Source organism: Kribbella sp. NPDC058245, from assembly GCF_042882005.1.
GTDB lineage: Bacteria > Actinomycetota > Actinomycetes > Propionibacteriales > Kribbellaceae > Kribbella.
The window spans coordinates 265,623-291,653 of the sequence record NZ_JBHVWY010000003.1 but is presented as its reverse complement, the minus strand read 5'-3'; the positions used below and the strand labels follow the sequence as shown (position 1 = coordinate 291,653).

Below are 26,031 nucleotides of genomic sequence, written 5' to 3'. Positions count from 1 at the left end.
CAGTACGTGGTCGGCGTGTTTTCGGACGTTAGAGATTGGCGAGGTACTCCGCGTTGCCGCGAATGGCGGCCTCGTAGCGCTTGATCTCCGGCGTCTCGAGGCGATCGGCGATCACCAACAGTAAGGTGGCGAGCGCCTTGTCCTTGCGGTCGGCCGCATGCAGGGTCAGAGCCTTGAAGACCCGCAGCGAGTCCGACTCCGGGAACTCGGCGCACGCCTTCTTGAACACGTCCAGCGACTCGTCGAACCGGTCCAGGTTGCGCAGCGTGCTGCCGTACTGCAGCAGGCACTTCCGGCGGATCTCGCCGCTCAGCCCGGGCAGCGCCCGCTCGTAGAAACCGACGGCCTTCTCCTCCTGGCCGTCGGTGTCGTACGAACCGCCGACCTCGTAGAGCACATACGGATTGTCCGGGTGCTCCACGAGCAGGTCCTCGAAGAAGTCGATCGTGGGCTGCATGTTCTCGCGGTCGCGCTGGGAGAAGCCTGCCTCGATCGTCGCCGCCAACTCAGGCGTCAGTTCGGTTGTCACCCGACCAGTATTGCCGGGGTGATGTTCTGATTCAGGTGGAACAGGTTCTCCGGGTCGTATTTCGCCTTCAGTTCGGCCAGCCGGGCCAGCTTCTCCGGCGGGAAGGCGCGGTTGATCGCCTCGCCGTTCAGGGTGTTGAGGTAAACGCCATTCGTGTACGGCGTGAGTCCCGCGGCGTACTCGCGGACCCGCGCGATCCTCGCTTCGTCGTCGGCCGGGTCCTCCCAGCGGGCCGCGGTGACGAACTCGAACAGCGTGTCCCGGTGGCTGAAGGCCGCGTCACCATCGGGGGTGTCGGCGATCGCGCCGCCGTACGCCTGCAGGCTGGCGGTGACGCCCGGGGTGCCGATCAGTGCCTTGATCGCCTCGTCGGGCAGGGACTTGAAGTAGTGACCCTTCCAGTAGCGACGGTAGCGGTGGCCCTGGATGCTGTCGTCGCGACTCTGCAAGGTCAGGTACGGCATCGACTCAACCGACTCTTTCACTACCGGCCCGAGCTCGCGGAACTTGGGCAGCAGATCGCTCCCGAGCGGCCCGATCCAGACGTAGCCGAGGGTGACGCCCTCCGGCGTGATTGACGCGGTGAAGGTGGCCTCGCGCGGCGCGTGAGTGTTGAGCTCACGCCAGCCACGCAGTGCGTCGTACGCGGCCTCGAGCGGATAGGTGAACTCGGCAACCAATGCCCGCGTGCCGATCTCGTGCAGCCGGAACTCGAACGAGGTGACGATGCCGAAGTTGCCGCCGCCACCGCGCAGTCCCCAGAACAGGTCGGCGTTCTCGTCCGCGGTCGCCCGGACGACGTCGCCGGCCGCGGTGACTACCTCGTACGCCGTGACGTTGTCGCAGGCCAGTCCGAATCGACGGGCAAGCCAGCCCATCCCGCCGCCGAGCGTGAGTCCGCCGACGCCGGTGTGCGAGACGTTGCCCGCGGTTGTGGCGAGGCCGTAGCGCTGGGCTGCCCGGTCCAGTTCGCCGAGCAGCGCGCCACCCTGGACGATCGCGGTCTGGCGCTCAAGGTCGATCTCGACCGCGCCCATCGGGGTCAGGTCGATCATCAGCCCGCCGTCCGGAATGGCCAGGCCGGCGATGCTGTGACCGCCGCAGCGGACCCCGATCTCCAGGTTCTTCAGGCGGGCGAGGTGGACGGCTTCGACGACGTCGGCGGTCGTCTTGCAGCGGGCGATCAGGGCCGGCCGGCGGTCGATCATGGCGTTCCAGATCGAGCGGGCCGCGTCGTACCCGGTGTCTCCGGGCTCCAGGAAGGTCGTCATAGGAACACCCTGACAGCGCAGCGGTACTCCGATAAGGTCCAGTTTCGTGAGCCGAATCAGGACCAGTTCCGGAGAGTTGTTGATCGAGCTGCAGCGCTCGGGCGGCGCTCCGCTCCATCAGCAGCTGGAGAGCGGGATTCGCGCGCGGATCCGTGAGGGGTTGTTGCGGGCCGGCGCGGTGATGCCGTCGACCCGCTCGTTCGCCGACGACCTGGGGCTGTCGCGGGGTGTGGTGGTCGAGGCGTATCAGCAGCTCGTGGCCGAGGGGTACCTGGTCAGCCGGGGCGGTGGGTACACCGAGGTCGCGGAGGTTGCCGCGATCGCGGCTTCGGAGGTGGGGCTGGTTCCGGACGGCGAACCGCGGATCGACTTCCGCTACAGCCGGCCGGACGTCTCGCAGTTCCCGCGCACGGCCTGGTTGCGGTCGGTACGCCGAGTGCTGAACGAAACGCCGTACCGGAGTCTTGCGTATCTCGATGGTCGCGGGACGATCGAGCTGCGGACGGCGCTGGCCGACTACCTCAACCGAGTCCGCGGTACGGCGGCTCGGCCGGAGCACATGTTGATCTGCAACGGGTTCGCGCAGGGATCGCGGCTGTTGCTGAAAGTCCTTGCTGGGTTGGGATATCGGTGTCTCGCGGTTGAGGATCCATCGGACGACGACTTGCGCCGGGCTGCGGCTGACGCCGGGTTGACGGCGGTCGGCGTACCGGTTCTGGAAGGCGGGGTGGATGTCGAGGCGCTCGATCGGTCGGGAGCGGACGTCGTACTGGTGACAGCGGCGCATCAGTTCCCGACGGGTGCGGTGACGTCGGCGGAGACGCGGGCGGCGCTGGTTGCGTGGGCGGCTCGGCGGGACGGGCTGGTGATCGAGGACGATTACGACGCGGAGTTCCGGTATGACCGGGAGCCGGTTGGTGCGATCCAGGGGCTGATGCCGGATCGCGTTGCGTATGCCGGGACGGCGAGCAAGACGCTGGCGCCGGGACTGCGGTTGGGGTGGATGATCCTGCCGCCGCGGTTGGTGCAGCCGATGTCGGACGCGAAGCTGATGGATGACCGTGGGTCGCCGGTGCTGGACCAGCTGACGTTTGCGGACTTCGTGGCGCGCGGTGAGTTCGATCGGCACCTGCGGCGGATGCGGCCGCGGTACCGGTTGCTGCGGGACACGTTGATGGAGCGGTTGGCCTTGCGGGTCCCTGAGCTGGTGCCGATGGGGATTTCGGCCGGCCTGCATGTGATGACGCTTCTGCCCGAGGGTTTGACCGAGGCGGCGGTGAAGGCGGCTGCGCTTGAGCGCGGGCTGGGCGTCTACGGATTGGCGCAGTACTGGGTGACGCCGCCGGGGCCGGGTGGGCTGGTCTTCGGGTACGGCGGGCTGACCGTCAGCAGCGTGATCGAGGGCGTCGACCTGCTGGCAGAGGCTCTCGCGGCGGCACGGTCTGCGTCGGCTCAGGCGTGAATAAGTATTCAATGTATTGCAATTCGATCCTCGGAGTTCTACTGTCGGAGGGGTGATTACCGCAGCTGGAATCGACCACTTGATGAACCTGGGCTGGCCTGCCGCGCACAGCACCGAGCACGACGGTTGGCTGGTCCGACGAGCGGCCGGTGTCACCCTGCGGGCGAACTCGGTGCTCCCGGCTGGAGCGCCGTACGATCTCGGCAAAGCCTTGGACTACGTGGAAACGCTGTACCAGGCGCAGGGGATCACGCCGTGCTTCCAGATCAGCCCGGCGGCTCAGCCGACCGACCTGGATGCCCAGTTGGCGGCCCGTGGGTATGAGGCCAAGAGCCCGACGCTCGTGCAGTGTGCCGCAGTGGCCGATGTGCTCGCCGCGCTCCCGACGCCGACGGTCGAGGTGAATATTTCCCCGGTCGCCGATGACGCCTGGACGCAGTTCTGGTGGCAGAACGACGGCCACGGTGGACCGGCCGAGCAGGCCGTCGCCCGGCAGATCCTCGATCGCGGCTCAGCCCTCTACGCCCGCATCATGGTCGGCGACCGCATTGCCGCGATCGGCCGGCTCGCCCTCGTCGACGACTGGTCCGGCCTCTACTGCATCGCCGTCGACCCGGCCCTCCGTCGCCAAGGCCTGGCCCAGGCCGTCATCCACGGTTTGTTGCACTCGGCAACAAGTCGCGGCATCGACAAGGTCTTCCTCTGCGTCGTCGCCGACAACGCACCGGCGATCGCGCTGTATGACCGTTTCGGCTTCAGCACCGTCTCGCGCTACCACTACCGGATCCGTCCTCTGCCCTGAGCAGACATCACCGGGGTCTGAACCCTCGCGCGGGAAGACTGGTCACTGTGCTGACACTCGACGATCACCAGACCGGTCTTCTCCAGCGCGGAACCAGCGGGCCGCCGGTCGTGCTCCTGCATTCGCTCGGCTCCGACAAGCGCATGTGGGAGCTGGTCCTCGATCAATTGGCCAAGGGCCGTCGGGTTTTCGCGTACGACCTGCGCGGTCACGGCGAGGCGGCCGGTGCACCGCACCCGGAGCGGCTGACCGACTTGGCGCACGACCTGTTCGCCGTACTGGATGCGTTGGAGCTGGACGCTGCGCACATCGTCGGGCTGTCGTACGGCGGTGGGATCGCGCAGACGGCGGCCGTCGAGGCGCCGGAGCGGTTCGCGTCGCTGGCCTTGTTGGCGACCACCGACCGTCCCTTCCCCGACGTCTTCGAGCACCGGGCGGCGGCTGCCGAGGCCGGTGGGATGGAGGCTCAGGTCGAGGAGTCGATCGAGCGCTGGTTCACGCCGGAGGCCATAGCCGCCCAGACCGAGGGAGTCCGGTTCGCCCGTGAAGGGGTCCGGGCGATGGAGCCGGCGGCCTGGGCGGCAGCATGGCGGGCGATGAAAACGCTTGATGTACAAGGGAAACTCGCGTCCTTCACCGCACCGGCCTTGGTCGTCGCGGGCGGTGCGGACCTCCCCGGTACGGCGGACCTGTTGCGGTCGCTCGCGGACGGGATTCCCCAGGGGCAGTTCATTGAACTGCCCGGCGTACCGCATCTGCAGACTCTGGAACGGCCTGAGCTGATCGCGGCTGCATTGGACGCCTTCCTCCCTAGAGAGTGAGCCTCCCTAGAGAGTGAGCTTCTGCAGGTGGTCGACGATGACGAACTTGGCCCCGGACTTTTCGGCTGACGTGCGGAGTGGGGTCAGGTCGGCCCAGGCGACGCCGGGCTCGGTGAGCGGCTTGTCGAAGTCGTCCCAGTGGGTGGCGAGCGCCGTGGTGGGTGGCTTGATGGTTTGGAAGAGGCGGTCGGTGACACCGGGTTCGCCGCCGGGGGCGATCATCACGACGTCGACCTGGAGGTCGCGCAGCGCGTTCGGGTCGAAGTTCGCCGTACTGAGGCTGAGGATGCGCAGGCCGCCGATCGTGATCACGTAGGCGAGCGTGCCGCCCTCGACCAGGTCCTCGATGACGCGCGGCCGCGGCGGTACGGCGTCCTGGTGGTAGCCGGGGAACGCGTACGTGTGGCGCTTGCCGCTGCAGGAGTGCAGGGACGGATAGACCTCGATGGTGAACCCGTCGAAGACCAGGTACTCGCCGCCGCGGACCGGGGACAGCAGGTCGGCCTGAGTGCGCATCGCCTTGAGCAGGTTGACGTGGGTCTGGGTGCCGAGGACGGTCGCCTGCGTCTTGGCGGCGACATACGGTACGTCGGTCATGTGGTCGTAGTGCGCGTGGTGAACCAGGATCGCGTCGGCCTTGCTGATGTGCCTGTCGACGACTGCCTTGTCGATGACCAGCTTGGTCTGCGGGTCCGCGCCTTCCGGCGTGAAGGTGCCGGTGTGGAAGCGGGTCAGCCACGGGTCGGTCAGGACGGTGTGCTCGCCGCTGCGGATCTGCCAGGCGTGATTGCCGAACCAGGTGAACTCCACCGGCGTCCTCGTGGTTTGCGGCTTGCCGGTCATCTGCTTGCTGGTCATCTGCGCGGCGGCCGGTCCGCCGATGACCCCTGCTGCCCCAACCGCGGCTGCGCCGGCCAGCATCCCTCGTCGCGTCATCTTCACTGCGTTCTCCTCACGCCGATCCGTCGTTCCGTCGCGTGTCAGTCAAGGCGAGCCGGTTGGAGTGTGTCGAATATGCTTTCAGGCATGAGGCGAGTGTCTGGGGATATCACTGCAGGTCAGCGCGGTCATGCTGACTGAGCGGCATCTGCAGATCTTTATCGCGCTCGCCGAGGAGCAGCACTTCGGCGACGCGGCGCGGGTCGTCGGGATCACCCAGCCGCCGCTATCGCAGGGCCTGCGCCGGCTGGAGGCGCTGGTCGGCGCGAAGCTGTTCGAGCGCGGCTCGGGTGGAGTCGAGCTCACCCCGGCCGGTACGGCGTTGTTGCCGTTCGCGCGGAAAGCTTTGACCTCGATCGAGGAACTCCACCAGGCGGCGGTCGCCCGCGATCCGGAGGGGCCGGAGATCCGCCTCGGCCTCGCGCCTGAGGTCCCGCCAGCGGCTGGTGCCGCGGTTGCGGCCGCGTGTGGTGCTGCGGTCCCGGGTAGCCGGGTGACGGTCGTGACCGCGCCGACCAGCTCACTCGTCGGTCAGGTGTCGGCGGGCCGGTTGACGGTGGCCGTCGTACAGCACCCAACTGTTCTTGACGGGTTGGAAGCCGGCCCAGTGCAGTTGCTGCCGACCTGGGCACTCGTCCCCTCGGGCCTGGTCCGTGATGCCGTTGTGGAGTTGAAGCAATTGCGGGGGTTGCCTGTTGCCGTGCGGCCACGCACGGAGGCGCCCGCGGCTCGGGATCTGTTCCTGGACACGCTCGCGCTGCATCGCCCGGACGGCGGGACCGTAGTCGTGACGGATGAGCGCGCCGGGCTCGCGATGGCTGCGGCTGGGCAGGCGATCGTGGTCACTGCGGATCCGTCGTTGACTGCTCCTGGCGTCGATCGCGTGCGGTTGGCTGGTGATCCGCTGCCCGTGCGGCTGCGCTTGGTGTGGTCTACGGCGCGGTCGCCGTTCGCGTTGGATGCCACGCAGTTGACCGAGGCGTTGGTGACGCCGTGAACGCCCGGATTCGCGCGGTCTTCGAGGACGCCGGCGTCCGCGGCTGGCTGCACGCGGTCGCCCTTGATGCGCCGGAGTCGACAGTCTCCCTCGACGCCGATGCCGTCGTACCGATGGCGTCTGTCTACAAGCTTCCGTTGTTTGCCGGCTTCTGCCGACTCGTCGACGAGGGCGAGCTCGACCCTCGTCAGCAGTTGACCCTGGAGCCGGCAACGAGAACACCTGGACCGACCGGCCTCTCCGTGCTCGCCGATCCCGTCACGATGTCGCTCCGCGATCTGGCCGTCATGATGATGACCGTCTCCGACAACGCCGCCGCCGATGCGTTGCTCACCGTCATCGGTCTCGAGCGACTCGCCGAGTTGCTGGAATCCTTTGGCCTGCAACGGACCTCGGTACGACGGGGGACCGCGGACAACCTTCGCGACCTGCAACGCCGTACCGGACTGGACGATCCGGACGCGGCCCTCGCCGTACTGGCGGACAACAACCGGACCACGCCGGACGGCGTCTACGAAGCGGCCAACGCATCAGCAAGCACACCGCGCGACATGACGTTGTTGCTCAGTCGGCTCTGGGCGGGTGAACTGCTCTCCGCCGCCCAGACCGACTTCGTGAAGGCCACGATGCATCGACAGATCTTCCAGCACCGCTTGGCCTCCGGCTTCCCGCACGACGGTATCCGCGTCGCCGGCAAGACCGGTAGCTTCGGCGCCCTCCGCCACGAGGTCGGCGTCGTCACCCTCCCGGCCGGCGACGCCTACGCCGTCGCCATCTTCACCCTCACCGCCCGCGTCGACTCCCGCCAGCCGCGCGCCGACGCCGCCATCGGGCTCGCCGCCCAATACGCGGTCAACGAGCTCAGATAACGGCGTACGCCTCGATCTCGACCAATGCCTCAGGACGGAACAGCCCAACAACCTGTACGGCGGTGCTCGCCGGCGGGTTGGCGGTGTCGACGTACTGATCGCGGACCTGGCGAATCGCCGGCAGTCCGGTGATGTCGGTCAGGAACAGATTGAGCTTCACAACATCCGCCCAGGTGGCACCCGCGGCCTTCAGCGCAGCATCCAGGTTGGCGAACACCTGCCGCGTCTGTGCCTCGAAATCGCCTTCACCGACAAGGTTGCCGTCCGCATCGAGTGCGACCTGCCCAGCGATCGCCACCCACTGCCCGGCCCCCGTCACCACATGGCTATAACCGTTGCCTGGGGCAACGCCTTCGGGTTGCGGGTATTCGAGCTTGCTCATCGACCCTCCATCATCCGAGTCCGCCCATGGAGACTACCCCGAAGTGGGCAATCCGGTTGTCGGCGATGAGGCCAAAGCGGAGTGCCAGCGGCGGGGGACTCGACCGGCTAGCCGGGCGTTGCGGCCGGCGGTGACGGCGTCGCGCATGGCGGCGGCCATCAGGGCTGGTTTCTCGGCGCGGGTGACCGGGGTTGCCAACATGACTGCGGCGCAGCCGAGTTCCATCGCCAGCGCGGCGTCGCTCGCCGTACCGAGGCCGGCGTCGACGATGACCGGGACGTTCGCCGCCTCGGCGATCAGCGCGATGTTGTGCGGGTTGCGGATGCCGAGGGCGGAGCCGATCGGCGCAGCCAACGGCATCACTGCGGCGCAACCGGCCTGCTCGAGGCGGCGGGCCAGGATCGGGTCGTCGTTGGTGTAGGGGAGCACGATGAAGCCGTCGGCGACCAAGGTCTCCACGGCGTCCAGTAACTCGAACGGATCGGGGAGTAACAGGTGGTCGTCGGCAACGACCTCGACCTTGATCAGGTCGGTCCCGAGGGCCTCACGGGCCAGCCGCGCGGTCAGCACAGCCTCGGCCGCGGTGTGACAACCGGCCGTGTTCGGCAAGATCTCGATGCCGTGCCGCTTCAGCACATCAAGCACCGAACCCTCATGCCCGGTACCCAGCCGGCGCATCGCGACGGTGGTCAACTGGGTGCCGGAGGCAATCAATGCCTCTTCCATCACTTCCAGGTTGGCCGAACCGCCGGTACCCATGATCAGCCGCGAGGAATACGTGCGGCCGCCCAGCTCGAAGGGGTCGTCCATCTCAGCCTCCCTGGACCGCGCCGACGATCTCGACCCGGTCACCTGCCGTCAGGATCGTGGCGGCCCACTCGTCGCGGGTCAGCACACTCTGGTTCACCGCGACCGCGATCCCGGTCTGCCGATCCGACATCTCCCGGACCAGCTCCGCGACCGACATCCCCGGTCCGCTGGTGGTCGCCGTACCGTTCACCCACACAGCGTGCTCAGCCGGCAACTCGTCGTACTGCGTCATGCGTCCTCCCTCCGTCGGAATTACCCGATTCAGGTTCAGCGGTCGGCGACGCCCTCTCTGTCGCCCTCTCAGCCCACTCCGGTGCGAGCTCCCGCGGTCTGCTTTCGACTCTAGCGTCCCGCAAACAATCTAGCTCGGCACTATCGGCGCCCAGGCACGCACCTCGCGGCACTTGAGTCACGCCCACGATGAACACCGCATCGAGGACGCGCCTCAAGCACCACGATGCACGCACCTGGACACCGATATCGCTCGACCTAGATCGTTTCCGGGACGCTAGTTCCCCGTCAGCAATGTGGCCAACTCTGTCGGTCGGTAGAGCACCTGCTTGCCGGCTCGCTGCGGTTCGACCAAGCCGGTACGGCGGAGCAGCTGGAGGTGCTGACTGACCGCTGACGGGGTGACTTGGAGCTCGGCGGCGACGTCGGTGGTGGTGCGCGGGTGGGTGAGGAGCTGCAGGATGCGGGCGCGCGCCGTACCGATGAGTTGGGCAAGGTCTTGTGGCGTGGGCGGCTCGACGACCGTCCAGAGGTTGGCCTGGCCGCGCGGTGGGTAGCCGAGGAACGGCTCGGCGCCGGGGTCGTACGGGATGACGGCATGCGGGCCGAACAGGGTCGGCTGGAGGACGAGCCCGCGACCGTCGACCTTCTCTGAACGGCTGTTGGCACTCACCTTGTCGACCTTCAAAAGCCCTTGGCTATAAGAGATCGCGGGGCCGAGCTCGTTGAGCATCGCGCCCGTGCCTTGTTGGGTGAGGACGTGGCCGCGGTAGGTGATGTCGGCGGACAGGATCGTCCGCATCCGGTTCCAGTACGGCGCCATGACCGTCCGCCAGTAATCGTCGAGCGCTCGGGTGACCTTCGTTGGTGTCAGCCCTGCGGGCAGCTCGCCGTTCACTGCTGCGAGCTGCCTTTCGAACGTCTCTTGATCGACCGCGGCTATGAGTTGGAGCTCATCGGCGAACTGGGTGAGCGGCGAGGTCGGCCGCGGCGTGAGGAAGTCGGGGCTGCCCATGGTGTCGTTGACCAGGCTGCCGAGGACCGTCCAGTCCAGGTCGGTCAGGAGCGGTTGGACCGCGCGAACCCACGGCAGTTGTAACGGAAACCGACCGGGGTCCCGCAGCGCCCGCAGACTCAGCACAGTCTCCGCTGCAGGCGACAGCGCGAACCGGACCTCCTCCAGGTCCCTGGACGTCAGTTCGTAGGTCAGCACACCCTCATTAGATCTCTACTCGCAACCGATCCCGTCGTGGTCGGCGTCCAGGCGGTAGATGTCGGACCCAGTCACCGTCACCGGACCATCGACGTACTCGGGTCCGTTGCCGCTCCCACCGGAGCAGTCGACGTCGCTCGCGATCGGTACGCAGCCGCTGTAGTTCGGGTCGCAACCGCCGCTGTCCTCCGCCTCCTCGACCTTGGTGCCGACGGCCGTGATCTGGGACCGTGGCTCCTTGGTGACCTCTTGGCGGACGAGCGTCTTCGCCGTCTGCTTCCCGTCGACATACGTGATGCGGTACGTCGACTTCCGGGTGCCGTTGACTCCCGTCGTACGGATCGTGCGTTCGCCCTTCGGCAACTCGCTGTCCGTGACGGTCTTCTTCTTGAACGGGATCACGCTGGTCTCCACGACGGACTTCGTGGTCGTCACCGGTACGGCGACCTTCGGCTTCGGTGTTTCCGTCGGAGTTGGTTCTGGCGTTGGTGATGCGGCCGGTGGCTCGCTCGTCGGCGCGGTGACCGTCTGTGTGATCACCCGGCCGGCGACGGCGACCGGTTCGGTGGAGTCCGCCGTACCGCATCCAGCTCCGGCGACGAGCACAGCGACAGCAACAAAGGCAGTGCGTAACACAGTTCCCCCCAAACCCGCCGTCGGTTCCCCCCGCGGCAGGATTGTCAGCGCCCGGACCACCCAGGGCGAGCCCCCTGCATATCACTCAGAGTGAGCCCACGACCAGACCTCACCGCTCGTTACCCGGCCGTAGCCCCAACCCCGGCCAGCGCCGCGAACACAATCCCCGCCACCAGCCCCACACTCCCCACCACGATCAACGGCCCAGCACTGATCGCCGGCTCCGGCACCTGCTGCCGAAACACCCCGAACAACCGCTCCTCAGCCGGCCGAACCTCCCGCAACAACACCGCCGACGGATGCGACCGCGCCCCAACACTCTCCAGCGACTCCACAGCAGCCCGCGCAGCCTCCACCGCAGCCCGCACCACCGCCACGATCACCACCACCGACGCAACCGTCAGCACCCCGATCAGCGCCGCCGTAGTCTGCGCCACCCCCACCTCGGCCGCCTCCGGCGCCAACGCCTTCCGCAGCGCCTGAACCGACCAGAACCCGAAGAACCCCAACACCCCCGCCGCGAGCCCAACCCCCGCCACAACCCCCGTCAACGGATTCTGCGCCCGCACCGCCGCCGCGAACCCCCGCGCATCCCGCGCCAGATCCCCCGCATCCCGAACCAGCCCCTCGAACCCGGCCAACGCCTCAGCCCGAGCCCGCAAAGTCACCCCGATCACGATCCGATCGGCCAGCCCCATCGACGAAGACTGCTCAACAATCTCCCGCCAGGCCCCCACAACCTCCGCATGAGCCCCCACCACCTCGGCCCGCTCAACAACCCCCATAACGCCCCCTAGCCCCAGCCCCCCGGCGCAAACTAGTACTCGTCTGACCCCGACAGTACGCCTCACCACCCCCTTCCAACACCCGTCAAACCACCCCACCGCCCCCACCCCACCCCCAAACCTGCAACACTTGTCCCCAACCCCTCACCACCGGGGCCTCTAGCTCAATTGGCAGAGCAGCGGACTTTTAATCCGCGGGTTGTGGGTTCGAGTCCCACGGGGCCTACAAAACCCCAGGTCAGCGGCGTGCGGCGTCCTGGCGGACCCCCTCAGCCCACCTCTTTGCCACCTTTTTGAGGATCGGCATCCCGGACGCCGCGCTGGCGGGCTCCGCGCACCTTGGGAAGGTTCCGCGAGCGATGGGCGGGTGTGAGCTCCGTCTTGCAGACCCGGGCTCGTGCCACGGGCGGGCGTATCGCCCCGATCTCCTGACAAGTTTCTCTACGTCTTCAAGACGGGCCCCTCGGGGCCCGTAATGCGCGCCGCCACCGAAGGTCGGGCCGCCTGCCCTCCACTGCGCTAGCGCTCCGTTCTGGGCGCGTCCCTTGGCCTGGCGCGCACGTGCAGCAGGGTGCCGGGTCAAAGACGGCAGAACTCGCCATCCGCTACTCGGCACCCTGAGATCTGGCGCTGTCAGTAAAGGCCGGCCACCCGCCGCCCATGGTCCCCGTAGTCAGCCGTCTACCGGTTGGCTCCCGCATCGCCCCGCTAGCAACAATGGGAGGGACGGTCCGGCGCAGCACGCGTCAAGAGCGCCTCCGGCGTCGCTCCGCGATCGAGCAAGCTCGACCCTTGACCCGCACCACACCGAACCTAAGGTCGGCAGCTATCCGGGCGATGCCGGAGGGCTGGCCAGGCTCGACTGAGCGCGCCTTATTCTCCCAACTTCTTGTTCTCCGTCTTCGACAAGTAGTAGTCACGCTTTCGAGGCATTCGCGTCACAGTCATCTGCGGGTGAACCGCGTCCCCGGCGCTGCTTGTCGCAGTCCATGCACCCAGTTCATCTGGTACAGGCTTCAGTGGAGATCCACCCACCAAGATCGGGTAATGGTCAGTCGCGCCAGTGTCGGAAGGGTCGTTGTATCCAATAACGAATTCAGCGGCTGGAAGCGATGGGTTCTCAGGTGTCGACTCTGTGATCTTGATCCAATCGGCGATGGTGCGCTTCACATCAAAGAAGCCATCGATTCTCACACCAACCGGCATCTCTAAGAGTCCACTCCGAGAAGTTAGCGTGGTGTCAGGGTATTGTTCCTCGTCCCAGTCTGGTGTCCAGGGTGGCATATGGACCATCATGATCCGCTTGCCATCGCTGATTAATGTAAAGAATTGCCGCATGGCGAGGATTGAGTCTTGATGCTTCGGCATTCGATAGACTTCGTCGCCGCCGGTGAAGACCAATTGGGTCGCGTCCACCAGATCGGGTTGTAGCGGACCAACCAGGCCGCCAAGGATGATCGTCAAAGTCGGCGTAACTTCGTCGATTCGAGTCTTCACGGCCTCGTCGATTAGCCTCCGCGTATTCGATTCTTCTCTTCTTGCTAACTCCAACGCTGACTTCGAGTATTCGAGGCCCGTGTTAGCTGCCTCTGCAGCCTTCGCTGATGCTTTTGCGCTGCGTCTTGTTTCTAGTGATTGCCAGGCCACAACGCCTGCCGCCAATATTGCCGCACCTGCCGCGATCCAGTCTGCGCTTGGCATCCGATCCCCCTTTTCGGTAACACAGCTGCATTTGTGGGTTAACATCACTGCTCTGTGACACGTAGGTGTCAAGGTTTTGGCTCGCCCCCGCCCCAGGTTGCTGGCCCACCTCTTTGACCACCTCTTTGAGTGCCAACTGATGCGAAGTAACACCAGGCGTTGATGGCTACTCTTCGTGACAGTTCCCAGGTCAGAACGTGATTCTGCGGTCTGGTGAGCGGCAGTGCAAGACCTGGATCCGCAATCCGCGGGTTGTGGGGTTCGAGTCCCACGGGGCCTACCAAAACCGCAGGTCAGAGCCACAATGGCCCTCAGGGCGACCTGCGGGCGGTTGCTCGCCTGATCTGCCGCTCCATGACGTCAGCTGTATCGTGCCGCTGTGCGCAGACCAGGTTGGGCAGTCCTCGGTCTGGCATGTTCTGCCGCCTTCGTCATGATGGTGGGCTGCGCGCCTCAGCCTGAGGTTGAGGTCACCAGCGGGTCAATCGAGACTCCAGCGTTCAGCAGCCACGTCGAGTACTACGACCTGGACCTACCCTCCGACGTCGAGGGCCTTGAGTGGGTTCAGCTCCGCGACTGGGACACCAACGAGATCTATCTGCGCTTCTCCACGAATCGCGCCGGCCTGGCGAACCTGCTCAAGGTCCACAAGCTCACCTTGAGTGTTCTAAACCCTTCTCGGCCCGCTGCCTCGGCGGCCTTGCCGAAGGAATCCAGTTGGGACACCGAGTTACCTTCCAGGTTTCTCGAGTGGCAGCCGAGCGAATGGTCCACGTCGCGAGCGATCGCTCAGGTCGACGACACGAACACCAAGGGACTGCACCTCTCCGTGGACCTCCTGATCGACCGCCCCGAGGCAAGCCAAGCGGAAGTCTTCCTCCACGTTGTTCAGTCCTGACGCCGGGATCTTCCGCCATCCGTGCTTTCGACTGTCGTAGATCACCTAGCGGACAACCGTTGCGCATAACCCGACGGAGGACGCCGGCACGTGGATCTGTTGCCTGGCAAGCTTCTTTAGGTCTTCAAGACGGCCTCTCGGCCCCCGCGGTCGGCCACAGCGTTCGGTCCAACACATCGAGGAAGTGCCGCTCCGCAGCACGGGCTGGGCGGCGTCGGCGCGAAGTGTCTTCATCGAGGCGCCGCGATCTCAGTCGTCGCTGAGCTGCGCCGCTGCCTTATTCCTTGGAGACACGGCCGCCAGGTAGACCTTGGCTGCCTGTTGACCGTCAATTGTGTGGGCACCGTTGGCGTCGCCTTGGGTGTCTGTGCTGGTGTTGCTGCCGGTGGCGATGTGGGTTGTTGACGCTGCCTGAGCCGCACCCTGGCTGTCAGTATTCTCTCCGCAGCATCCCCCAGGATGAGTGTGGCTATAACTGCAAAAGCCATGGCTGCCTTCATTCGCTCCCCCTACCCCGCGACTAGTCACTCACCGTAGTCCTGCCCGGCGGGCGTGATCAGGTCTAGGTCCCGGGCCAGCCGGACCTGTAGAACGGGGGAGATGTGGGGGACCGTACTCGAGTCATCCCGCCAGCGCTCTGGCCGCAGCATTTGCGGAGTGCGTGGGATCACTCGTGGTGCGAAACCGTGTAAATCGCATCGGCCCGGAGTGACTCTCGCGCCAAGCGAGCAAGACTCCTGAGGCTCAGCGTCATTCGTGAAGACACCATCAAACCCCCTTTAATCTGCGGGTTGTGGGTTCGAGTCCCTCGGGGCCTACCAAAGAGGACACCGCCTCCGGCGCGGGAGCCCGCCGCGGCGCGGCGGCGGACCTGCACCACCATTCAACCCGTTCCTGTGTCGTCCGGGGGAGCCGGGCTGAGCCTGAACCAGGTGGGCCACACAGAGTTGGACGGTGATGGCGGTCCGCGGAACAACACGCAGTCCCACCCCGACTGTGCGGAGTGTGCTGTCGGTAAACGATGGACAACGGCACGGAGGTGACACTCGGGGGCGAACTCGCCACACTCGCGGACCGCATGAGCCCGAGTGCTACCTGGTTCTCGCCGAGCCCCGGGGGCGGCGAGTTGTGACTCCATACCCCAGCTTGGCCCGAGGCCGCCGCGATCCGTCGTACGGCGTCTCTGTCGGTGAGGAGCACGGAGTGGGGCGGGTGGGGAGGGGTTGTGCGGGGCTGGGGGTGTTGTGCACAACGCGGGGGTGGTGGGGGTGGAGGGACGTGAGGCTGGTTTGGGCGGCGGGACTGCCGGCCGGATCGGAGGATCACGATGAACAAGCGGGTTTCGAGTGTTGCTGTGGTGGTTGGGGCATTGGCGCTTGGTGGGGGGATGACGGCTGTGAGTGCGGCGCCTGCCAGCGCGGGTGGGGGCGTTGACGTGGCGGGGTGGTGTCGGGCTGCTTATGGGCCTGCATGGGGCGGGGTGATTGTGGCCTGGAACGTTTATGGGTGGCGGTGTCAGTACGGGCAGGATCCGGCGGGGCGGAAGGGTGTGGACATGAACGCGGCGTGCTGGCGGACGTACGGCGCCTCGAGCAGTGCCTACTACCTGGACTACGGGAACCCGTACTCCTGGCGCTGCCGCTGACCGAAGGCCGTCCGCCCCTCCCAGCTACGGGGCGGACGGCCGAGGCGGTCAGAGGGTGATGTCCGGTACTTCGAAGGTTTGGATGGTGTTGGTTTCGAACCAGGACCAGAAGCGGGTGCCGTGCATGGTCGTGTCTTGGGCGGCCTGGTAGCCCGTCGTACCGGGGGTGGTGGACCAGCGGGGGATGGGGGCGCCGTCGGTGGAGGGCTTGGCGAAGCGGGAGAGGTCGAAGTCGAGGTAGCCCGCGGCGCCGTAGTTGATGGCGACGATGACGAGTTTGCGGGCGGCCGCGTCGTACGCGGCGATGGTGTTGCCGTTGCCGCCGTCGAGGATGCGCATGCCGGGGCGGATGTGGCGGGTGTACTGCGCGAGCACGTAGTACTTGGGGTTGATGGCGCCGGTGGTGTTGTTGCCGTTGTCCTGGATGAGCCCCCAGCCGCCGCCGTCGACGACCTGCCAGTAGACCCAGGCGGTCGGGTGCAACCAACGGAAGTCCAGGTTGAGGTTGCTGGCCAAGGACAGTCCGGAGGCGTCGCCCTCGCCGTACTCGGAGTTCCAGATCTTGCGGCCGGCGGACTTGGCGGCGGCGTACAGGAGGTCACGGCGGCCGCCGCCGCCCTGGTAACCGTGGACGTTGATGCGGGCGACGTTGCCGCGGGTGGTGCTGTCGAAGCTGTTCCAGGTGGCGAGCGCGGCGTCGTAGCTGTTGCAGTCGGAGGCGGCGATGGGCATCCAGCCGAGGTCGCGGGCGTTCAGTTCGGCGCGCAGCGCGTTGATGACCGGGCGCTGGGTGGCCGGTTCGAAATGACAGCCCTCCTGGGAGCCGTCGGCCTTCCACCAACCGCCGTCGGGTTCGTTGAACGGTTCGACCGAGGCGAAGTCGACGCCCCAGTGGTCGTGCGCGTACCGGGCGATCGTGGCGAGGTAGACGGCGTGCTGCTGGTGGTTCCAGGTCTGCAGGTTGTCACCGCCGCTCGCGGAGCCGGAGGGGTTGTGGTTCTGACACATCCACCACATCGGCGAGTTCGAGAAGAGCTCGATCCGGTTCACACCACGGTCGCGCGCCTTCCACATCATGTTGCGCTGCGCGCTGTCGACGTACCAGTTCCAGCTCGTTGACGACGGGTCCGAGCTGAACCAGTCGAGCCAGTACCCGTCCACCTGCCGCGGGTCGCCGATGTTCGGCGAGCGAACCATCGACTCCCCGTTGATCGGCTGCGTCGAGCACGCGCCCGCGTTGTAGCGCGCGATGGTCAGCCCGAGTCCGGGCAGCGTGGTGCCCTGGTAGTTGACGTTGTTCCGCGTGAAGAAGACGTCGGCGAGGTCGTCGCGATTGCCGTGTGCCTTCCCCCACCAGCACAGCGACGTCCCCCACCCCTCCCACGTCCCCCAGTCGCTGCGCGGGTCGATCGTCGAGGCCGCAGCGGCGGCGGGCGTTGTTTGGCCCAGTACGGCGGCGCTCAGCGGCGCGGCCACGATCGAACCCAGCACGGTACGACGACGCAAGGCGTTCTTCATGAGCATGGCCTCCAGGGGGCGGTCCGGTAGCTAGCTACCCGCGACCCTAGCCGCGCTCAAAGTAGTTGCCCACCCCCGCAACGGGCCTCAGGTGTGATCGAGGATTCGGTCTGGGGTGAGGCGGATGACGACGCGCTGGACCTCGGGCGGGAGAGCGGCGTACTCGTCGGCCGCGTCGGAGCCGGCGTACTTGATGGCGAGGTCCTGTGCGAGGCGGCGGTCGGTGTCGGGGGTGACCGTGACTTGACCACGGACCTCGACGTAGCGGTTCGGGTCGGTTCGGTCGATGACCAGGATGCTGGTCCGGGGGTCGGCGACCAGGTTGCGGGTCTTGCGGCGTACAGCGTCGGAGGAGATCAGTACGTCGTTTCCGTCGCGGCCGACCCAGACGACGGTGTTCCGGGGTGCGCCGGTGGCGTCGAGGGTGGTGAGGACGCCGACGTTGGTGTCGTCGAGCAGGGCGCGGGCGGCTTCGGAGAGTTCGGCAGACATGGGGTCGAGGCTATGCGCCGGACAGGGGCTTGCCCGGAGGGGCTCGATGGGCGGACAGCGGTGTAAGTGTCGGTGGGCGCTGGCAGACTCGGGCGCATGCGTTGGGATCGAGCGGTGCTGTTCAAACTGGCGACGAATGAGCGACTCGAGCAGGTGGTGAAGGGGCTGCCGGGTGGCGAGGAGCAGGCCTGGCGGGCGGCGTCCCGGTACGTCGCGGGCCGGACGCGCGATGAGGCCCTCACGGTGGTCGAGGCCCAAGAAAAGCTGGGTCACGGAGTGAGCATCGATCTGTTCGGCGAGCTGTCGGAGGATCCCGCGGACGCGGATCGGGTTGTCGATGAGTACCTGGAACTGGCCGAGCTGACGACGGCCTGGCTGTCGCTGGATCTCTCGCACCTGGCCGTGGATGTTGATCCAGCCGGTGCCGCCGATCGAGTGGCGCGGATTGCTTCGGCGTTGCCGGTTGGGCGGCGATTGCAGATCGGGGCCGAGGACACCGCGCGGACTGACCGGATACGTGAGTGTGTGCTGGAGGTTGCGAGCCGCGGGCTGGCCGATCGCCTCGGCGCGACCGTCCAGGCGAACCTGGAGCGGTCGCCCGATGATATCGACGCGTTGGCCGAGGCCGGCGTACAGATCAGGTTGGTGAAGGGCGCGTACGTCGAACCGTCCGGAGCGCACCCGTATGGCGAGCCGACGGACGTCGCGTACCTGCGACTGGCCCATCAGCTCGCCGAGCGTGGTGCCGACTGGTCACTCGCGACGCACGACGGGCGTCTCCGGGAGGCCGTTTTGCTTGCCCTGGGCAAGGTTCCGGTCGAGCAGTTGCTCGGGATCCGGCCCGGCGTACTCGCCGACCTGCGCGAGCGCGAGATCCCCACTCGCGTCTACATCCCCTACGGCCCGTCCTGGTTCCGCTACTGGCTCCGTCGCGTCGCCGAGTCCCGCGGGGCGTAGCAGGATCGCTGTGGAACTTGGTTCCGAAAAATCCCATGCCAGCTACTAGCTGATGGGTAAGCGTTTGCCCTACGGTGAGCTCGCGTACGCGGACAGTTACCGCCCCGACTTTCCGATGAGGTATAGCGATGAGAATTCTGTGCGTTGTGTGTGCCGCGGCTCTGCTGACGCTGGTGAGTCCGCTGGCTGCTCAGGCCCAGGTGGAGCCCGGTGGATGGACGTCGTACTCGCCGTCGTTCACCGAGCAGGAGCGCGGGTGTGGGCAGATCAGTGGGCTGAACTTTCAGCTCACCTGCTCCACCGGGAGTGGTGATCAGCGGGCCGAACGCCGGTACGCCACGTACTCGAGCGGGACCCGGCAGTTCGAGGGGTCGTTCCGGATCACGTCGATGACGGGGACCCGGATCAGCCTGAAGCAGACGTTCAACGAGAGTGCGGCCGGCCCGTACTTCATGCTCGCGGTCGAGCGCGGCGGCCGGCTCTACCGGGTCGGCGGCGACACGATCGCCACCGGCGCGACGGTCGGTACGACGGTCCGCGTGAACACCGTGCACGTGGTCGGCAGCCAGCACCGGACCTACATCAACGGCTCGCTCAAGCACACGATGTCGAGCCCGGGTGGCAGTTTCTACGACAAGTTCGGCACCTACCGGACCGACAGCGGCTCCGGTCCGATCCAGGCGACCTGGAGCGGTGTGCAGTTCTGGCGGAAGTAGATGCGTCTTCTCGGCCTTGGTCTGGCTGCTCTTCTGGTGCTGACCGGCTGCGGCCAGCACCAGAAGGGGTTCGAGCTGTCCGCGAACCTGGTCACGGACGACGTCACCCTGAACTGGTCAGGCGCGCCGACCGACGCGGCGTACCTGATGGTCGAGTACGCGACGGAAGAGGCCGGGCCCTACATCATCCTCGACTTCCTATCGCCGTCGCAGCAGACCTTCGAGCACCCCGACCTGATGCCGGGAACAACCTTCTACTACCGGGTCACACCCCTCACCGCCCCGACGGGTGAACCCGCGAAAGCCCAGCCCCACAAGGAAGACATCCAACTCACCTGGCCCGACACCAGCACCAACGAAGACGGCTACCTCCTGGAACGCCGTACCGGGGCGCAACCAGTCCAAGTAGCCGCCTACCTGGACCCCAACACCACCTCCTTCGACCTTCCCTTGCTCCCCACCGACAAGCCCGCGACCTACTACCCCCGCCCCTTCCGTCGCGGCACCCCCACCCCCATCACCCACGAGACCACTCCGCCCGAGTAGGTGCGCAGGCGGCTAGGCATGGGCTTCGGTGATGATGCGGCGGGTGCCGGTGGGGCCGACGTGGAAGACGAAGCCATGGGGTGTTCTCCATTCGAGGGTGGTGGGGTTGATCCGGTGTGCTGTCCAGCCGGAGGCGTGCGTCTTTATCCGGTGGCCGTAGCGGCTCAGCGGTGCGAGGTTGGTGGTGCTGGTTTGGCCTGGTGGGCCGAGTGGGTTGTAGGGCGTGATGTGGTCGAGGTCGATGGATTTGCTGGTTTCGCGGGTGCCGTAGGGGAAGAGTTCGACGGGGTGGGTGAGTTTGACGCGTTCGCGGATTCGGTCGGTTGCTTCGTAGCAGTTGACCGAGACCGCTTGGTTGAGGTCGATGACCGGCTTCACCACGTAAGGCTCATACCCGATCAGCTCACCCAATTGCGAGGCCAGTAAGGGCCCGTTCCCTTCGACACGTACCACGCCGTCGCGATCGCCGGCAGCGGCGGCCGCCAGGGTTTGGTCGGTGAGGTGGACGTAGATTTCGGTCTTGCCTGGGCGTGCGGCGGTATTTGGGCGTGCGGGGGCGCCTGGCGGCGTCACAGATGTGAGTCGGGCATAGGCGTCGCGTTTGATCTGCGCGAGCCGACTGGCGAGTGCGCGTTGTGCTGTGGCATCCATCGGCTCGCCGGTGCCGCTGTCAGGTTCGCAGTTCGCGGAGGGATCGAATGGTTCCACTGGCCAGCGGTTCGGGTGATCGGGGCGGTCCAAGGGGTCCGGCAGGTTGCTGATGCTCGGGTGCGGAGCGTCCCGGTCGGCCTCATCATCCAGCCCTGGCTCGACCACGCTCGTCGAGCACTCGTCCCAGTCGTCCTCGCCACCGGCGTCGCGCTGCCGCAGCTCCGGGCTGACATCCTTCAGTGCCGTTGCACCGTTCGAGGTGGGCGTGGGACAGGGAGTACCCGATGCGGTTGGGCTTGGGGTCGCGGAGCCGGGGGTGGGAGTCTGCGGGGTGGCGGGGCTCGGGGCCGGGGCATTGAGAGCGGGAAGGCCTGAGGCGGTGGAGCTCGAAGCCGCGGGAGTCGGGGTGGGAGTCTGTGGGGTTGCGGGGCTCGGGGCTGTGGCGCTTTGGGTAGGAGTGTGCGGGGCCGGGGCGGTGTCAGTGCTGGAACCTGGGGTGGTGGAGCTCGAAGGTTCGGGGTCCGTGGTGGGAGTCTGCGGGGCTGCCGGGTTTGGGGCCGGCGTAGTTGGACCTGTGGTGGCCGGGGTGGCGGTGGCGGCGTGGTGGGTTTGGGCTAGGAGCTCTTGGGCGAAGACGGGGTCGGCGAGGATGCCTACGGCCTCGGCACGGCGGAACTGTAGTGAGCGGGTATCGCCCAGGGTCTGCTGGGCGTCACCGAGCGCGTCGATGACGGCGTCGAAGCGGGTGGCCGCACCAACCGATGTACGGATGTAGATGGTTTTGGTTCCGTGCTCATCCGAGCGGCCCACGAACACGCCGCGTTCACGAACCTTCGCGGCGGCCTCGGCACGAGCGCCGTCGGGGTCGGCGTGCATCTTCGCGGCCTTGACGATCTTGTCCAGCCGGTACGGCGTGATCGTGTCGATCAGGTCGGCGACCCGGCCGTCGACGTACTGGGCGGCTTCCTCGGACAGGGCGAGGCAGTCGCGCACGATCTGGCAGGCCTTCCACGGGGTCGCCTCGCCGGACAAGACCTTGGCCCAGATCAAGGGGAACCGGTGACGCAACGCCAAGGCGTCACCGATGATCCCGCGCCCGACCCCGGGTGAGACACCCAGGACGACCGCGAACTCACCGATCGCGAACTCGAGGATCTCCGGGCAGCCTTCACCGCCCAGCACCACGCCACGCTCACGGCCCTCGAACGAACGGCGACCAGCCCGCGCCGCACACGCATCAGGGTGGAAACGGTCGGCGTAAACCAGGGCATGTTCGAGCACCCGGGCATCGGCCCGGTTCGACAACGCACGCTGCTCGGCGGCCGACTCCAGCAGGTCGGGCGGCGTGAGCAGCGTCAGATCATCGTCGAACATGTGTTCTAGTTTACGCACACCGATCGAGCCCGCGCAAATCGCCATCGGGCCCGGATCCCTTATCCACAAGGGGAAACATCACAGCCATGCCGACCACGAATCCGTGTAGGCAGCGGCCGGAATGAGCTAGCCCGTGATGAGGACTGGCTCTTGGGCGTAGGTGACTTGGGCGCGGGCTGCCTTCGGTGAAGGGCGGCAGCCGGAAGGGCCGAGCTGGCTGATCAGCTCGCCGGACTCGATCTCCAGGTCCAGCACGGCGTTCGCCGAGTCGGGCTCGCGACACCTGCAAGGGTGTAACGCCGATCTCGACAGTCAGCATGCCGGTCACCCCGGAGGCCAAAGCATGTACCCGATCGACCAGTTCGCCGACCTGTTCGCCGGGCCAAGGCGCCGACGGCTATTTCGGCGAAGCGGTCACCCAAGCCGAGCACCTGTACCAGGCCGGCTTCCATAAAGTTGTCAGAGGCATCGGTCTACACCCGGCAGGTTCAAGCCGGTCCTATGACGCCGGACCGGCTCGAGAGGCTCCTCGCCGCGAGTCCTGCCACTGTTTCTTCGGGCAGTGTGGGCGTAAGCCATTGGCTCCTGGGCGGATCTGTAGTTCCATCATTGCAAGGGTGGGTGGTACCTCCGGGGGGAGGCAGTGGGAGGTGGGGGTTGTGAAATATAGATTCTGGGGTGTGTTCGGCCTTGTCGTGGCTGGAATCGGTACGGCGCTGGTGCTGCCGGGCGTGGCCAATGGTCACGCGGGCGGCGGACCGGGGATCCGGATCGCGTCCGATCTGCCGGAGCCCGAGGATGCACAGTTCGTGCCGGGGGCAACGAATGTGGTGCCGACGACCGCGAAGGCGGCGACAGACATCACCAGCCGCCGAAGAGCGGTGGCGAAGGGAGTTGTCGCCGGCACCTACGTGTGTCCCGGATTCAGCACGATCGACGACGCGGTACCGGTAGCCGCGGTCCGGGACGACACGTTCATCTGGAACACGTTCCCGCCGTACAAGGTTGGCGACGGCAACGGAAACGTGAACTGGAGGCTCAACCCGTACGACAACCCGAGCTGGTACATGTGGTTCCACTCGCTGCGGTGGATCGGTCAGGAGGTCAGTGCAGCAGCCGCCGGTGACGCCGCGGCGCTCACGCACATGACCGCGATCGTGCACGACTGGGTGAACGACAATCCGTATTCGTGGAAGGCCGATCTCGGTGCCTGGGAGTCGACCATGCACCGGACGAACGTCATCATCTGCGTCCGGCAGGCGGTGCTGGCGAATCTCGGGGTCGAGACGCTCCCCGCCGAGTACTCGTGGATCGACCAGGCATTGGTTGATCACGGCACCTTTCTGACCAACAACTGGAGCGGTGCCTGGAACCACGGGACGGACGAGAGCATCGCGCTGTTCGGCGTCGGATGCACCCTGAACCGTGAGGACTTCCTCCAGCTCGCCCAGCAACGGTTCGGCACCGGCATCACCACGTCCATCGACTCGCAAGGCGGGACCAACGAGCAGTCCACCGGCTATGCGCAGTTCAACTACGTGCTGTGGGGTCGCGCGGTCGATGCGATGGTGAACTGCGGCACCGACCCGGGAGTGACCATCAACCAGCGGCGCGTGCTGCTGGCCAAGTTCGTGGCGCACTCGACCACTCCGCAGGGCACGCTGCAGCAGATCGGCGACACCGACACGTTGAAGACCTACAACCTGCCCGGGACGCCGCTGGAGTACGTGGCGACCGCGGGCCAGTCCGGTACGGCGCCGGCCGAGCGGGTGGGTCTGTACACGACGGCCGGGTTCGCCTTCGGTCGATCAGGGTGGGGTACGACGACGCCGTTCGCGAACGAATCGGCGTACAGCCTGCGGTTCGGCCCACGCCGGATGGTCCACGGGCACAGCGACCATGACGGCATCACCTACCAGGCGCGCGGCCGGGACATCCTGATCGACCCCGGTTATCCGGGCTACAAGAACAGTCCGTGGCGGACCTGGGCCAAGGGGCCGCTGGCGCACAGCTCGATGACGGTCCCGCAATCCGCGGACCCGATGCAGGCGACGAAACTCGAGCGGTACACGCTGAACGACCGGGCCGACTTCTACGAGCTGAAGGACTCGCCGGGCGCCGGAGTGAGTCGGACTCGCGCCGTGCTGGTCGTCAGGAAGCCGGACATGATCGTCACCCTCGACCGGGCGACCGCGGTCAAGCCACAGCAGTTCCAGACACTCTGGCACCTACCGTCCGATCAGACTGTCACCATCGAGTCCCGTTCCGTCGCAGTCGCCCGTAAGACCGGGGAGAACACTCGGACAGTTGTCCTTCAGGTCCCTTACAAACAAGCGGTTCCTGCCGGTGCGACGCTGGTCAGGAAGGGCCTGACCCGGCCGATCCAGGGCTGGCACTACCCGACCACCAATATCCGCAACCAGGCTGCGACCGTGGTCGAGGCGCGGGTCGGCAAGTCCGCTTCGATCTTGTCGTTCCTGATCCCGCTCCGGGCGAACGGCAAGATCGGCTACCGCACCCGCCAGTCCGGTACGACGTACGTCATCGATCTGACGGTGGACGGCGTGCGGACGTCGATCGGAGTGACGGGCGGTGGCTCACTCGTCCGGCTCGGCTGACCTCGGCGGGCCAAGACGGGGAGCGGCCGAGGAGGGCGACGATGCGGTCGAGTTGGTCGGGGCCGGACCACTCGATGTCTGGTCCGAAGGCTGCACCTGGGGTACGGCGGGCATCGCCTACCGGGACGATCTGGGCTACGGACCAGGCTGCGTCGAGGACCCCCTGCGGGAAATCGACGGTGGCGCCGAGGGACTTGGCCAGGTCCCAACTGTGGACGACGTAGTCGATGAAGTGGAAGCTGATGGCTTGGTGGCCGGGGACCTTCACATCGGGACCGAACTCGGGGAGCGGGAAGATGCGCTCGGTCACGCCTTCGTCGGCGAAGGCCTCGAGGACGTGTGCGGCGGAGTCGAGGTAGGCCTGGGCGGGGTTGTCGCCGAGGTCGCGGACCTTCCAGACCTCGGGGTTTCCGTCGCCGCGGGAGGCTGCGGCAAAACCGTAGTGTTGCGTGGCCATGTGGGCGAGGAGGCCGTAGACGGTCCAGGCCCGGCAGGGGGTCGGCTTGCTCAGGTCCGTGTCGGTGACGCCGGTTGCCAGTTCGATGCTCGCGGTCACGGCGAGCCGGTCGAGGGCGACGAAATCAATGGTAGGCATGTGTTGATGATAAGCGCCTGCATATGATTGCGCCAGTGGTAGTTTCCCGGGCATGGACGAGCGCCCGGATCTTGCCGCGATGCTGTACCCGTTGGTGCGGGTGCTGATCGCTGCCGAGACGCCGATCCTCGCCGCGCACGACGTCTCGATGTGGGGCTATTCGGTGCTGACCGCGCTGGATGAGACGCCGGTGCGCACGCAGGCGGCGCTGGCCGAGGCGATTGGTGCGGACAAATCCCGGATCATCGGCACCCTCGACGAGTTGCAGTCGGCCGCGCTGATCGAGCGGATGCCCGACCCCGATGATCGCCGGGTCCGGCTGCTGTCGATCACGGCCAAGGGGCGCCGGGTTCGGCGTGCGGTCCGGAAGAGTATTCGCGCCTACGAGGAGGAGTTGCTCGGCACGCTTCCGGTGGCCGATCGCGAGGCCTTTGTCAGGTCATTGAGAGCTCTACAACAGTAGACCGCTTCAACGCAACCGATTCGGCCTGTGACGTAGAGGTCACTATGGGTTGAACCAAATGAGCCGGGGATCCGTTCGCAGGGACAAGTCCCCAAACCGCCCCTTGAGGA

Annotated in this window: 25 protein-coding genes, 1 tRNA gene and 1 riboswitch; of the genes, 12 read left to right on the top strand and 14 right to left on the bottom strand. The window is 66.6% G+C overall.

Going from position 1 to position 26,031, the window contains the following annotated elements; all coding sequences use genetic code 11:
• Positions 1-28: 28 nt before the first annotated feature.
• Both ACFVWG_RS07930 and ACFVWG_RS07925 read right to left on the bottom strand, forming a co-directional pair.
• A complete protein-coding gene (locus tag ACFVWG_RS07930; protein WP_391542412.1) occupies positions 29-529 on the bottom strand; it encodes a tetratricopeptide repeat protein in 501 nt (166 codons plus the stop codon).
• Positions 526-1,800 (bottom strand): FAD-binding oxidoreductase, encoded by a 1,275-nt coding sequence (locus ACFVWG_RS07925; protein WP_391542411.1) that lies wholly within the window; start codon positions 1,798-1,800, stop codon positions 526-528. Before ACFVWG_RS07925 ends, ACFVWG_RS07930 begins: the two co-directional genes overlap by 4 nt.
• A gap of 46 nt (positions 1,801-1,846) precedes the next feature.
• Between ACFVWG_RS07925 and ACFVWG_RS07920 the strand changes: the two genes are divergently transcribed.
• From ACFVWG_RS07920 to ACFVWG_RS07910, 3 genes are read left to right on the top strand one after another with little or no spacing between them, the layout of a single operon-like run.
• On the top strand, positions 1,847-3,262 hold the full coding sequence (locus ACFVWG_RS07920; protein ID WP_391542410.1) for a PLP-dependent aminotransferase family protein: 1,416 nt from the start codon (positions 1,847-1,849) through the stop codon (positions 3,260-3,262).
• Positions 3,263-3,314: 52 nt separating this feature from the next.
• Positions 3,315-4,064 carry a GNAT family N-acetyltransferase gene (locus ACFVWG_RS07915; protein ID WP_391542409.1) on the top strand — a complete coding sequence of 250 codons (750 nt, stop codon included), beginning with the start codon at positions 3,315-3,317 and terminating at the stop codon, positions 4,062-4,064.
• A gap of 47 nt (positions 4,065-4,111) precedes the next feature.
• The gene (locus ACFVWG_RS07910; protein ID WP_391542408.1) at positions 4,112-4,885 is read left to right on the top strand and encodes an alpha/beta fold hydrolase; all 774 of its coding nucleotides are present in this window, start codon (positions 4,112-4,114) and stop codon (positions 4,883-4,885) included.
• A 6-nt stretch (positions 4,886-4,891) separates the two neighbouring features.
• Here the strand turns inward: ACFVWG_RS07910 and ACFVWG_RS07905 are convergent, their stop codons facing one another.
• The gene (locus ACFVWG_RS07905; RefSeq protein ID WP_391542407.1) at positions 4,892-5,821 is read right to left on the bottom strand and encodes an MBL fold metallo-hydrolase; all 930 of its coding nucleotides are present in this window, start codon (positions 5,819-5,821) and stop codon (positions 4,892-4,894) included.
• 133 nt (positions 5,822-5,954) lie between these two features.
• On the opposite strand from ACFVWG_RS07905, the gene ACFVWG_RS07900 reads away from it, so the two are divergent.
• Positions 5,955-6,821 (top strand): LysR family transcriptional regulator, encoded by an 867-nt coding sequence (locus tag ACFVWG_RS07900; protein WP_391542406.1) that lies wholly within the window; start codon positions 5,955-5,957, stop codon positions 6,819-6,821.
• Complete coding sequence (locus ACFVWG_RS07895; RefSeq protein WP_391542405.1) at positions 6,818-7,690, top strand: serine hydrolase; 873 nt, start codon at positions 6,818-6,820, stop codon at positions 7,688-7,690. The genes ACFVWG_RS07900 and ACFVWG_RS07895 overlap by 4 nt, the downstream gene beginning before the upstream one ends.
• Here ACFVWG_RS07895 and ACFVWG_RS07890 read toward each other — a convergent pair.
• The 6 genes from ACFVWG_RS07890 to ACFVWG_RS07865 all read right to left on the bottom strand — a co-directional run bounded on the left by ACFVWG_RS07890 (position 7,683) and on the right by ACFVWG_RS07865 (position 11,660).
• Positions 7,683-8,072, bottom strand: a complete 390-nt coding sequence (locus ACFVWG_RS07890; protein ID WP_391542404.1) for a RidA family protein — start codon at positions 8,070-8,072, stop codon at positions 7,683-7,685. The two genes, ACFVWG_RS07895 and ACFVWG_RS07890, sit on opposite strands and share 8 nt — an antisense overlap.
• Before the next feature lie 33 nt (positions 8,073-8,105).
• Positions 8,106-8,882 carry a thiazole synthase gene (locus tag ACFVWG_RS07885; protein WP_391542403.1) on the bottom strand — a complete coding sequence of 259 codons (777 nt, stop codon included), beginning with the start codon at positions 8,880-8,882 and terminating at the stop codon, positions 8,106-8,108.
• Position 8,883: 1 nt separating this feature from the next.
• Positions 8,884-9,114, bottom strand: coding sequence for a sulfur carrier protein ThiS (gene thiS / locus ACFVWG_RS07880; protein ID WP_391542402.1), 231 nt, complete (start codon positions 9,112-9,114; stop codon positions 8,884-8,886).
• A riboswitch (TPP riboswitch) is annotated at positions 9,104-9,219 on the bottom strand. It overlaps the preceding gene by 11 nt.
• 171 nt (positions 9,220-9,390) lie before the next feature.
• Positions 9,391-10,326, bottom strand: a complete 936-nt coding sequence (locus tag ACFVWG_RS07875; RefSeq protein WP_391542401.1) for a DUF5937 family protein — start codon at positions 10,324-10,326, stop codon at positions 9,391-9,393.
• Positions 10,327-10,341: 15 nt separating this feature from the next.
• Entirely contained in the window at positions 10,342-10,962 is a 621-nt protein-coding gene (locus ACFVWG_RS07870; RefSeq protein ID WP_391542400.1) for a G5 domain-containing protein, read from the bottom strand.
• A gap of 119 nt (positions 10,963-11,081) precedes the next feature.
• Positions 11,082-11,660 carry a hypothetical protein gene (locus ACFVWG_RS07865; protein WP_391542399.1) on the bottom strand — a complete coding sequence of 193 codons (579 nt, stop codon included), beginning with the start codon at positions 11,658-11,660 and terminating at the stop codon, positions 11,082-11,084.
• A gap of 240 nt (positions 11,661-11,900) precedes the next feature.
• On the opposite strand from ACFVWG_RS07865, the gene ACFVWG_RS07860 reads away from it, so the two are divergent.
• Positions 11,901-11,973: transfer RNA gene (locus ACFVWG_RS07860), tRNA-Lys, on the top strand.
• 647 nt (positions 11,974-12,620) lie between these two features.
• Here the strand turns inward: ACFVWG_RS07860 and ACFVWG_RS07855 are convergent.
• Positions 12,621-13,448 (bottom strand): hypothetical protein, encoded by an 828-nt coding sequence (locus ACFVWG_RS07855; RefSeq protein ID WP_391542398.1) that lies wholly within the window; start codon positions 13,446-13,448, stop codon positions 12,621-12,623.
• A 379-nt stretch (positions 13,449-13,827) separates the two neighbouring features.
• Here ACFVWG_RS07855 and ACFVWG_RS07850 point away from each other — a divergent pair, with 379 nt between their 5' ends.
• Positions 13,828-14,346 (top strand): hypothetical protein, encoded by a 519-nt coding sequence (locus tag ACFVWG_RS07850; protein ID WP_391542397.1) that lies wholly within the window; start codon positions 13,828-13,830, stop codon positions 14,344-14,346.
• 1,693 nt (positions 14,347-16,039) lie between these two features.
• On the opposite strand, the gene ACFVWG_RS07845 is transcribed toward ACFVWG_RS07850, so the two are convergent.
• Both ACFVWG_RS07845 and ACFVWG_RS07840 read right to left on the bottom strand, forming a co-directional pair.
• Complete coding sequence (locus ACFVWG_RS07845; RefSeq protein ID WP_391542396.1) at positions 16,040-17,509, bottom strand: glycoside hydrolase; 1,470 nt, start codon at positions 17,507-17,509, stop codon at positions 16,040-16,042.
• A gap of 87 nt (positions 17,510-17,596) precedes the next feature.
• Complete coding sequence (locus ACFVWG_RS07840) at positions 17,597-18,001, bottom strand: PPOX class F420-dependent oxidoreductase (RefSeq protein ID WP_391542395.1); 405 nt, start codon at positions 17,999-18,001, stop codon at positions 17,597-17,599.
• Positions 18,002-18,097: 96 nt separating this feature from the next.
• Between ACFVWG_RS07840 and ACFVWG_RS07835 the strand changes: the two genes are divergently transcribed.
• The 3 genes from ACFVWG_RS07835 (at position 18,098) to ACFVWG_RS07825 (ending at position 20,220) form a co-directional block, all read left to right on the top strand.
• Entirely contained in the window at positions 18,098-18,958 is an 861-nt protein-coding gene (locus tag ACFVWG_RS07835) for a proline dehydrogenase family protein (protein ID WP_391542394.1), read from the top strand.
• Between the two features lie 128 nt (positions 18,959-19,086).
• A complete protein-coding gene (locus ACFVWG_RS07830; protein ID WP_391542393.1) occupies positions 19,087-19,674 on the top strand; it encodes a hypothetical protein in 588 nt (195 codons plus the stop codon).
• The gene (locus tag ACFVWG_RS07825; protein WP_391542392.1) at positions 19,675-20,220 is read left to right on the top strand and encodes a hypothetical protein; all 546 of its coding nucleotides are present in this window, start codon (positions 19,675-19,677) and stop codon (positions 20,218-20,220) included. It abuts the gene before it with no gap.
• 12 nt (positions 20,221-20,232) lie between these two features.
• Here the strand turns inward: ACFVWG_RS07825 and ACFVWG_RS07820 are convergent, their stop codons facing one another.
• Complete coding sequence (locus ACFVWG_RS07820) at positions 20,233-22,245, bottom strand: DUF222 domain-containing protein (RefSeq protein ID WP_391542391.1); 2,013 nt, start codon at positions 22,243-22,245, stop codon at positions 20,233-20,235.
• A 659-nt stretch (positions 22,246-22,904) separates the two neighbouring features.
• Between ACFVWG_RS07820 and ACFVWG_RS07815 the strand changes: the two genes are divergently transcribed.
• Positions 22,905-24,863, top strand: coding sequence for a heparinase II/III family protein (locus ACFVWG_RS07815; protein ID WP_391542389.1), 1,959 nt, complete (start codon positions 22,905-22,907; stop codon positions 24,861-24,863).
• Here the strand turns inward: ACFVWG_RS07815 and ACFVWG_RS07810 are convergent.
• Positions 24,787-25,458: a TIGR03086 family metal-binding protein gene (locus ACFVWG_RS07810; protein WP_391542388.1), complete on the bottom strand. Its 672-nt coding sequence runs from the start codon at positions 25,456-25,458 to the stop codon at positions 24,787-24,789. The two genes, ACFVWG_RS07815 and ACFVWG_RS07810, sit on opposite strands and share 77 nt — an antisense overlap.
• Before the next feature lie 52 nt (positions 25,459-25,510).
• Between ACFVWG_RS07810 and ACFVWG_RS07805 the strand changes: the two genes are divergently transcribed.
• Complete coding sequence (locus ACFVWG_RS07805; RefSeq protein ID WP_391542387.1) at positions 25,511-25,921, top strand: MarR family winged helix-turn-helix transcriptional regulator; 411 nt, start codon at positions 25,511-25,513, stop codon at positions 25,919-25,921.
• Positions 25,922-26,031: the final 110 nt, after the last annotated feature.

Bases quoted from the DNA above. Each gene is read 5' to 3' on its own strand.
- ACFVWG_RS07925 (WP_391542411.1), bottom strand. From the start codon at position 1,800: ATGACGACCTTCCTGGAGCCCGGAGACACCGGGTACGACGCGGCCCGC.
- ACFVWG_RS07905 (WP_391542407.1), bottom strand. From the start codon at position 5,821: ATGACGCGACGAGGGATGCTGGCCGGCGCAGCCGCGGTTGGGGCAGCA.
- ACFVWG_RS07900 (WP_391542406.1), top strand. From the start codon at position 5,955: ATGCTGACTGAGCGGCATCTGCAGATCTTTATCGCGCTCGCCGAGGAG.
- ACFVWG_RS07890 (WP_391542404.1), bottom strand. From the start codon at position 8,072: ATGAGCAAGCTCGAATACCCGCAACCCGAAGGCGTTGCCCCAGGCAAC.
- ACFVWG_RS07885 (WP_391542403.1), bottom strand. From the start codon at position 8,882: ATGGACGACCCCTTCGAGCTGGGCGGCCGCACGTATTCCTCGCGGCTG.
- thiS (WP_391542402.1), bottom strand. From the start codon at position 9,114: ATGACGCAGTACGACGAGTTGCCGGCTGAGCACGCTGTGTGGGTGAAC.
- ACFVWG_RS07865 (WP_391542399.1), bottom strand. From the start codon at position 11,660: ATGGGGCTGGCCGATCGGATCGTGATCGGGGTGACTTTGCGGGCTCGG.
- ACFVWG_RS07855 (WP_391542398.1), bottom strand. From the start codon at position 13,448: ATGCCAAGCGCAGACTGGATCGCGGCAGGTGCGGCAATATTGGCGGCA.
- ACFVWG_RS07845 (WP_391542396.1), bottom strand. From the start codon at position 17,509: ATGAAGAACGCCTTGCGTCGTCGTACCGTGCTGGGTTCGATCGTGGCC.
- ACFVWG_RS07840 (WP_391542395.1), bottom strand. From the start codon at position 18,001: ATGTCTGCCGAACTCTCCGAAGCCGCCCGCGCCCTGCTCGACGACACC.
- ACFVWG_RS07835 (WP_391542394.1), top strand. From the start codon at position 18,098: ATGCGTTGGGATCGAGCGGTGCTGTTCAAACTGGCGACGAATGAGCGA.
- ACFVWG_RS07830 (WP_391542393.1), top strand. From the start codon at position 19,087: ATGAGAATTCTGTGCGTTGTGTGTGCCGCGGCTCTGCTGACGCTGGTG.
- ACFVWG_RS07825 (WP_391542392.1), top strand. From the start codon at position 19,675: ATGCGTCTTCTCGGCCTTGGTCTGGCTGCTCTTCTGGTGCTGACCGGC.
- ACFVWG_RS07820 (WP_391542391.1), bottom strand. From the start codon at position 22,245: ATGTTCGACGATGATCTGACGCTGCTCACGCCGCCCGACCTGCTGGAG.
- ACFVWG_RS07810 (WP_391542388.1), bottom strand. From the start codon at position 25,458: ATGCCTACCATTGATTTCGTCGCCCTCGACCGGCTCGCCGTGACCGCG.
- ACFVWG_RS07805 (WP_391542387.1), top strand. From the start codon at position 25,511: ATGGACGAGCGCCCGGATCTTGCCGCGATGCTGTACCCGTTGGTGCGG.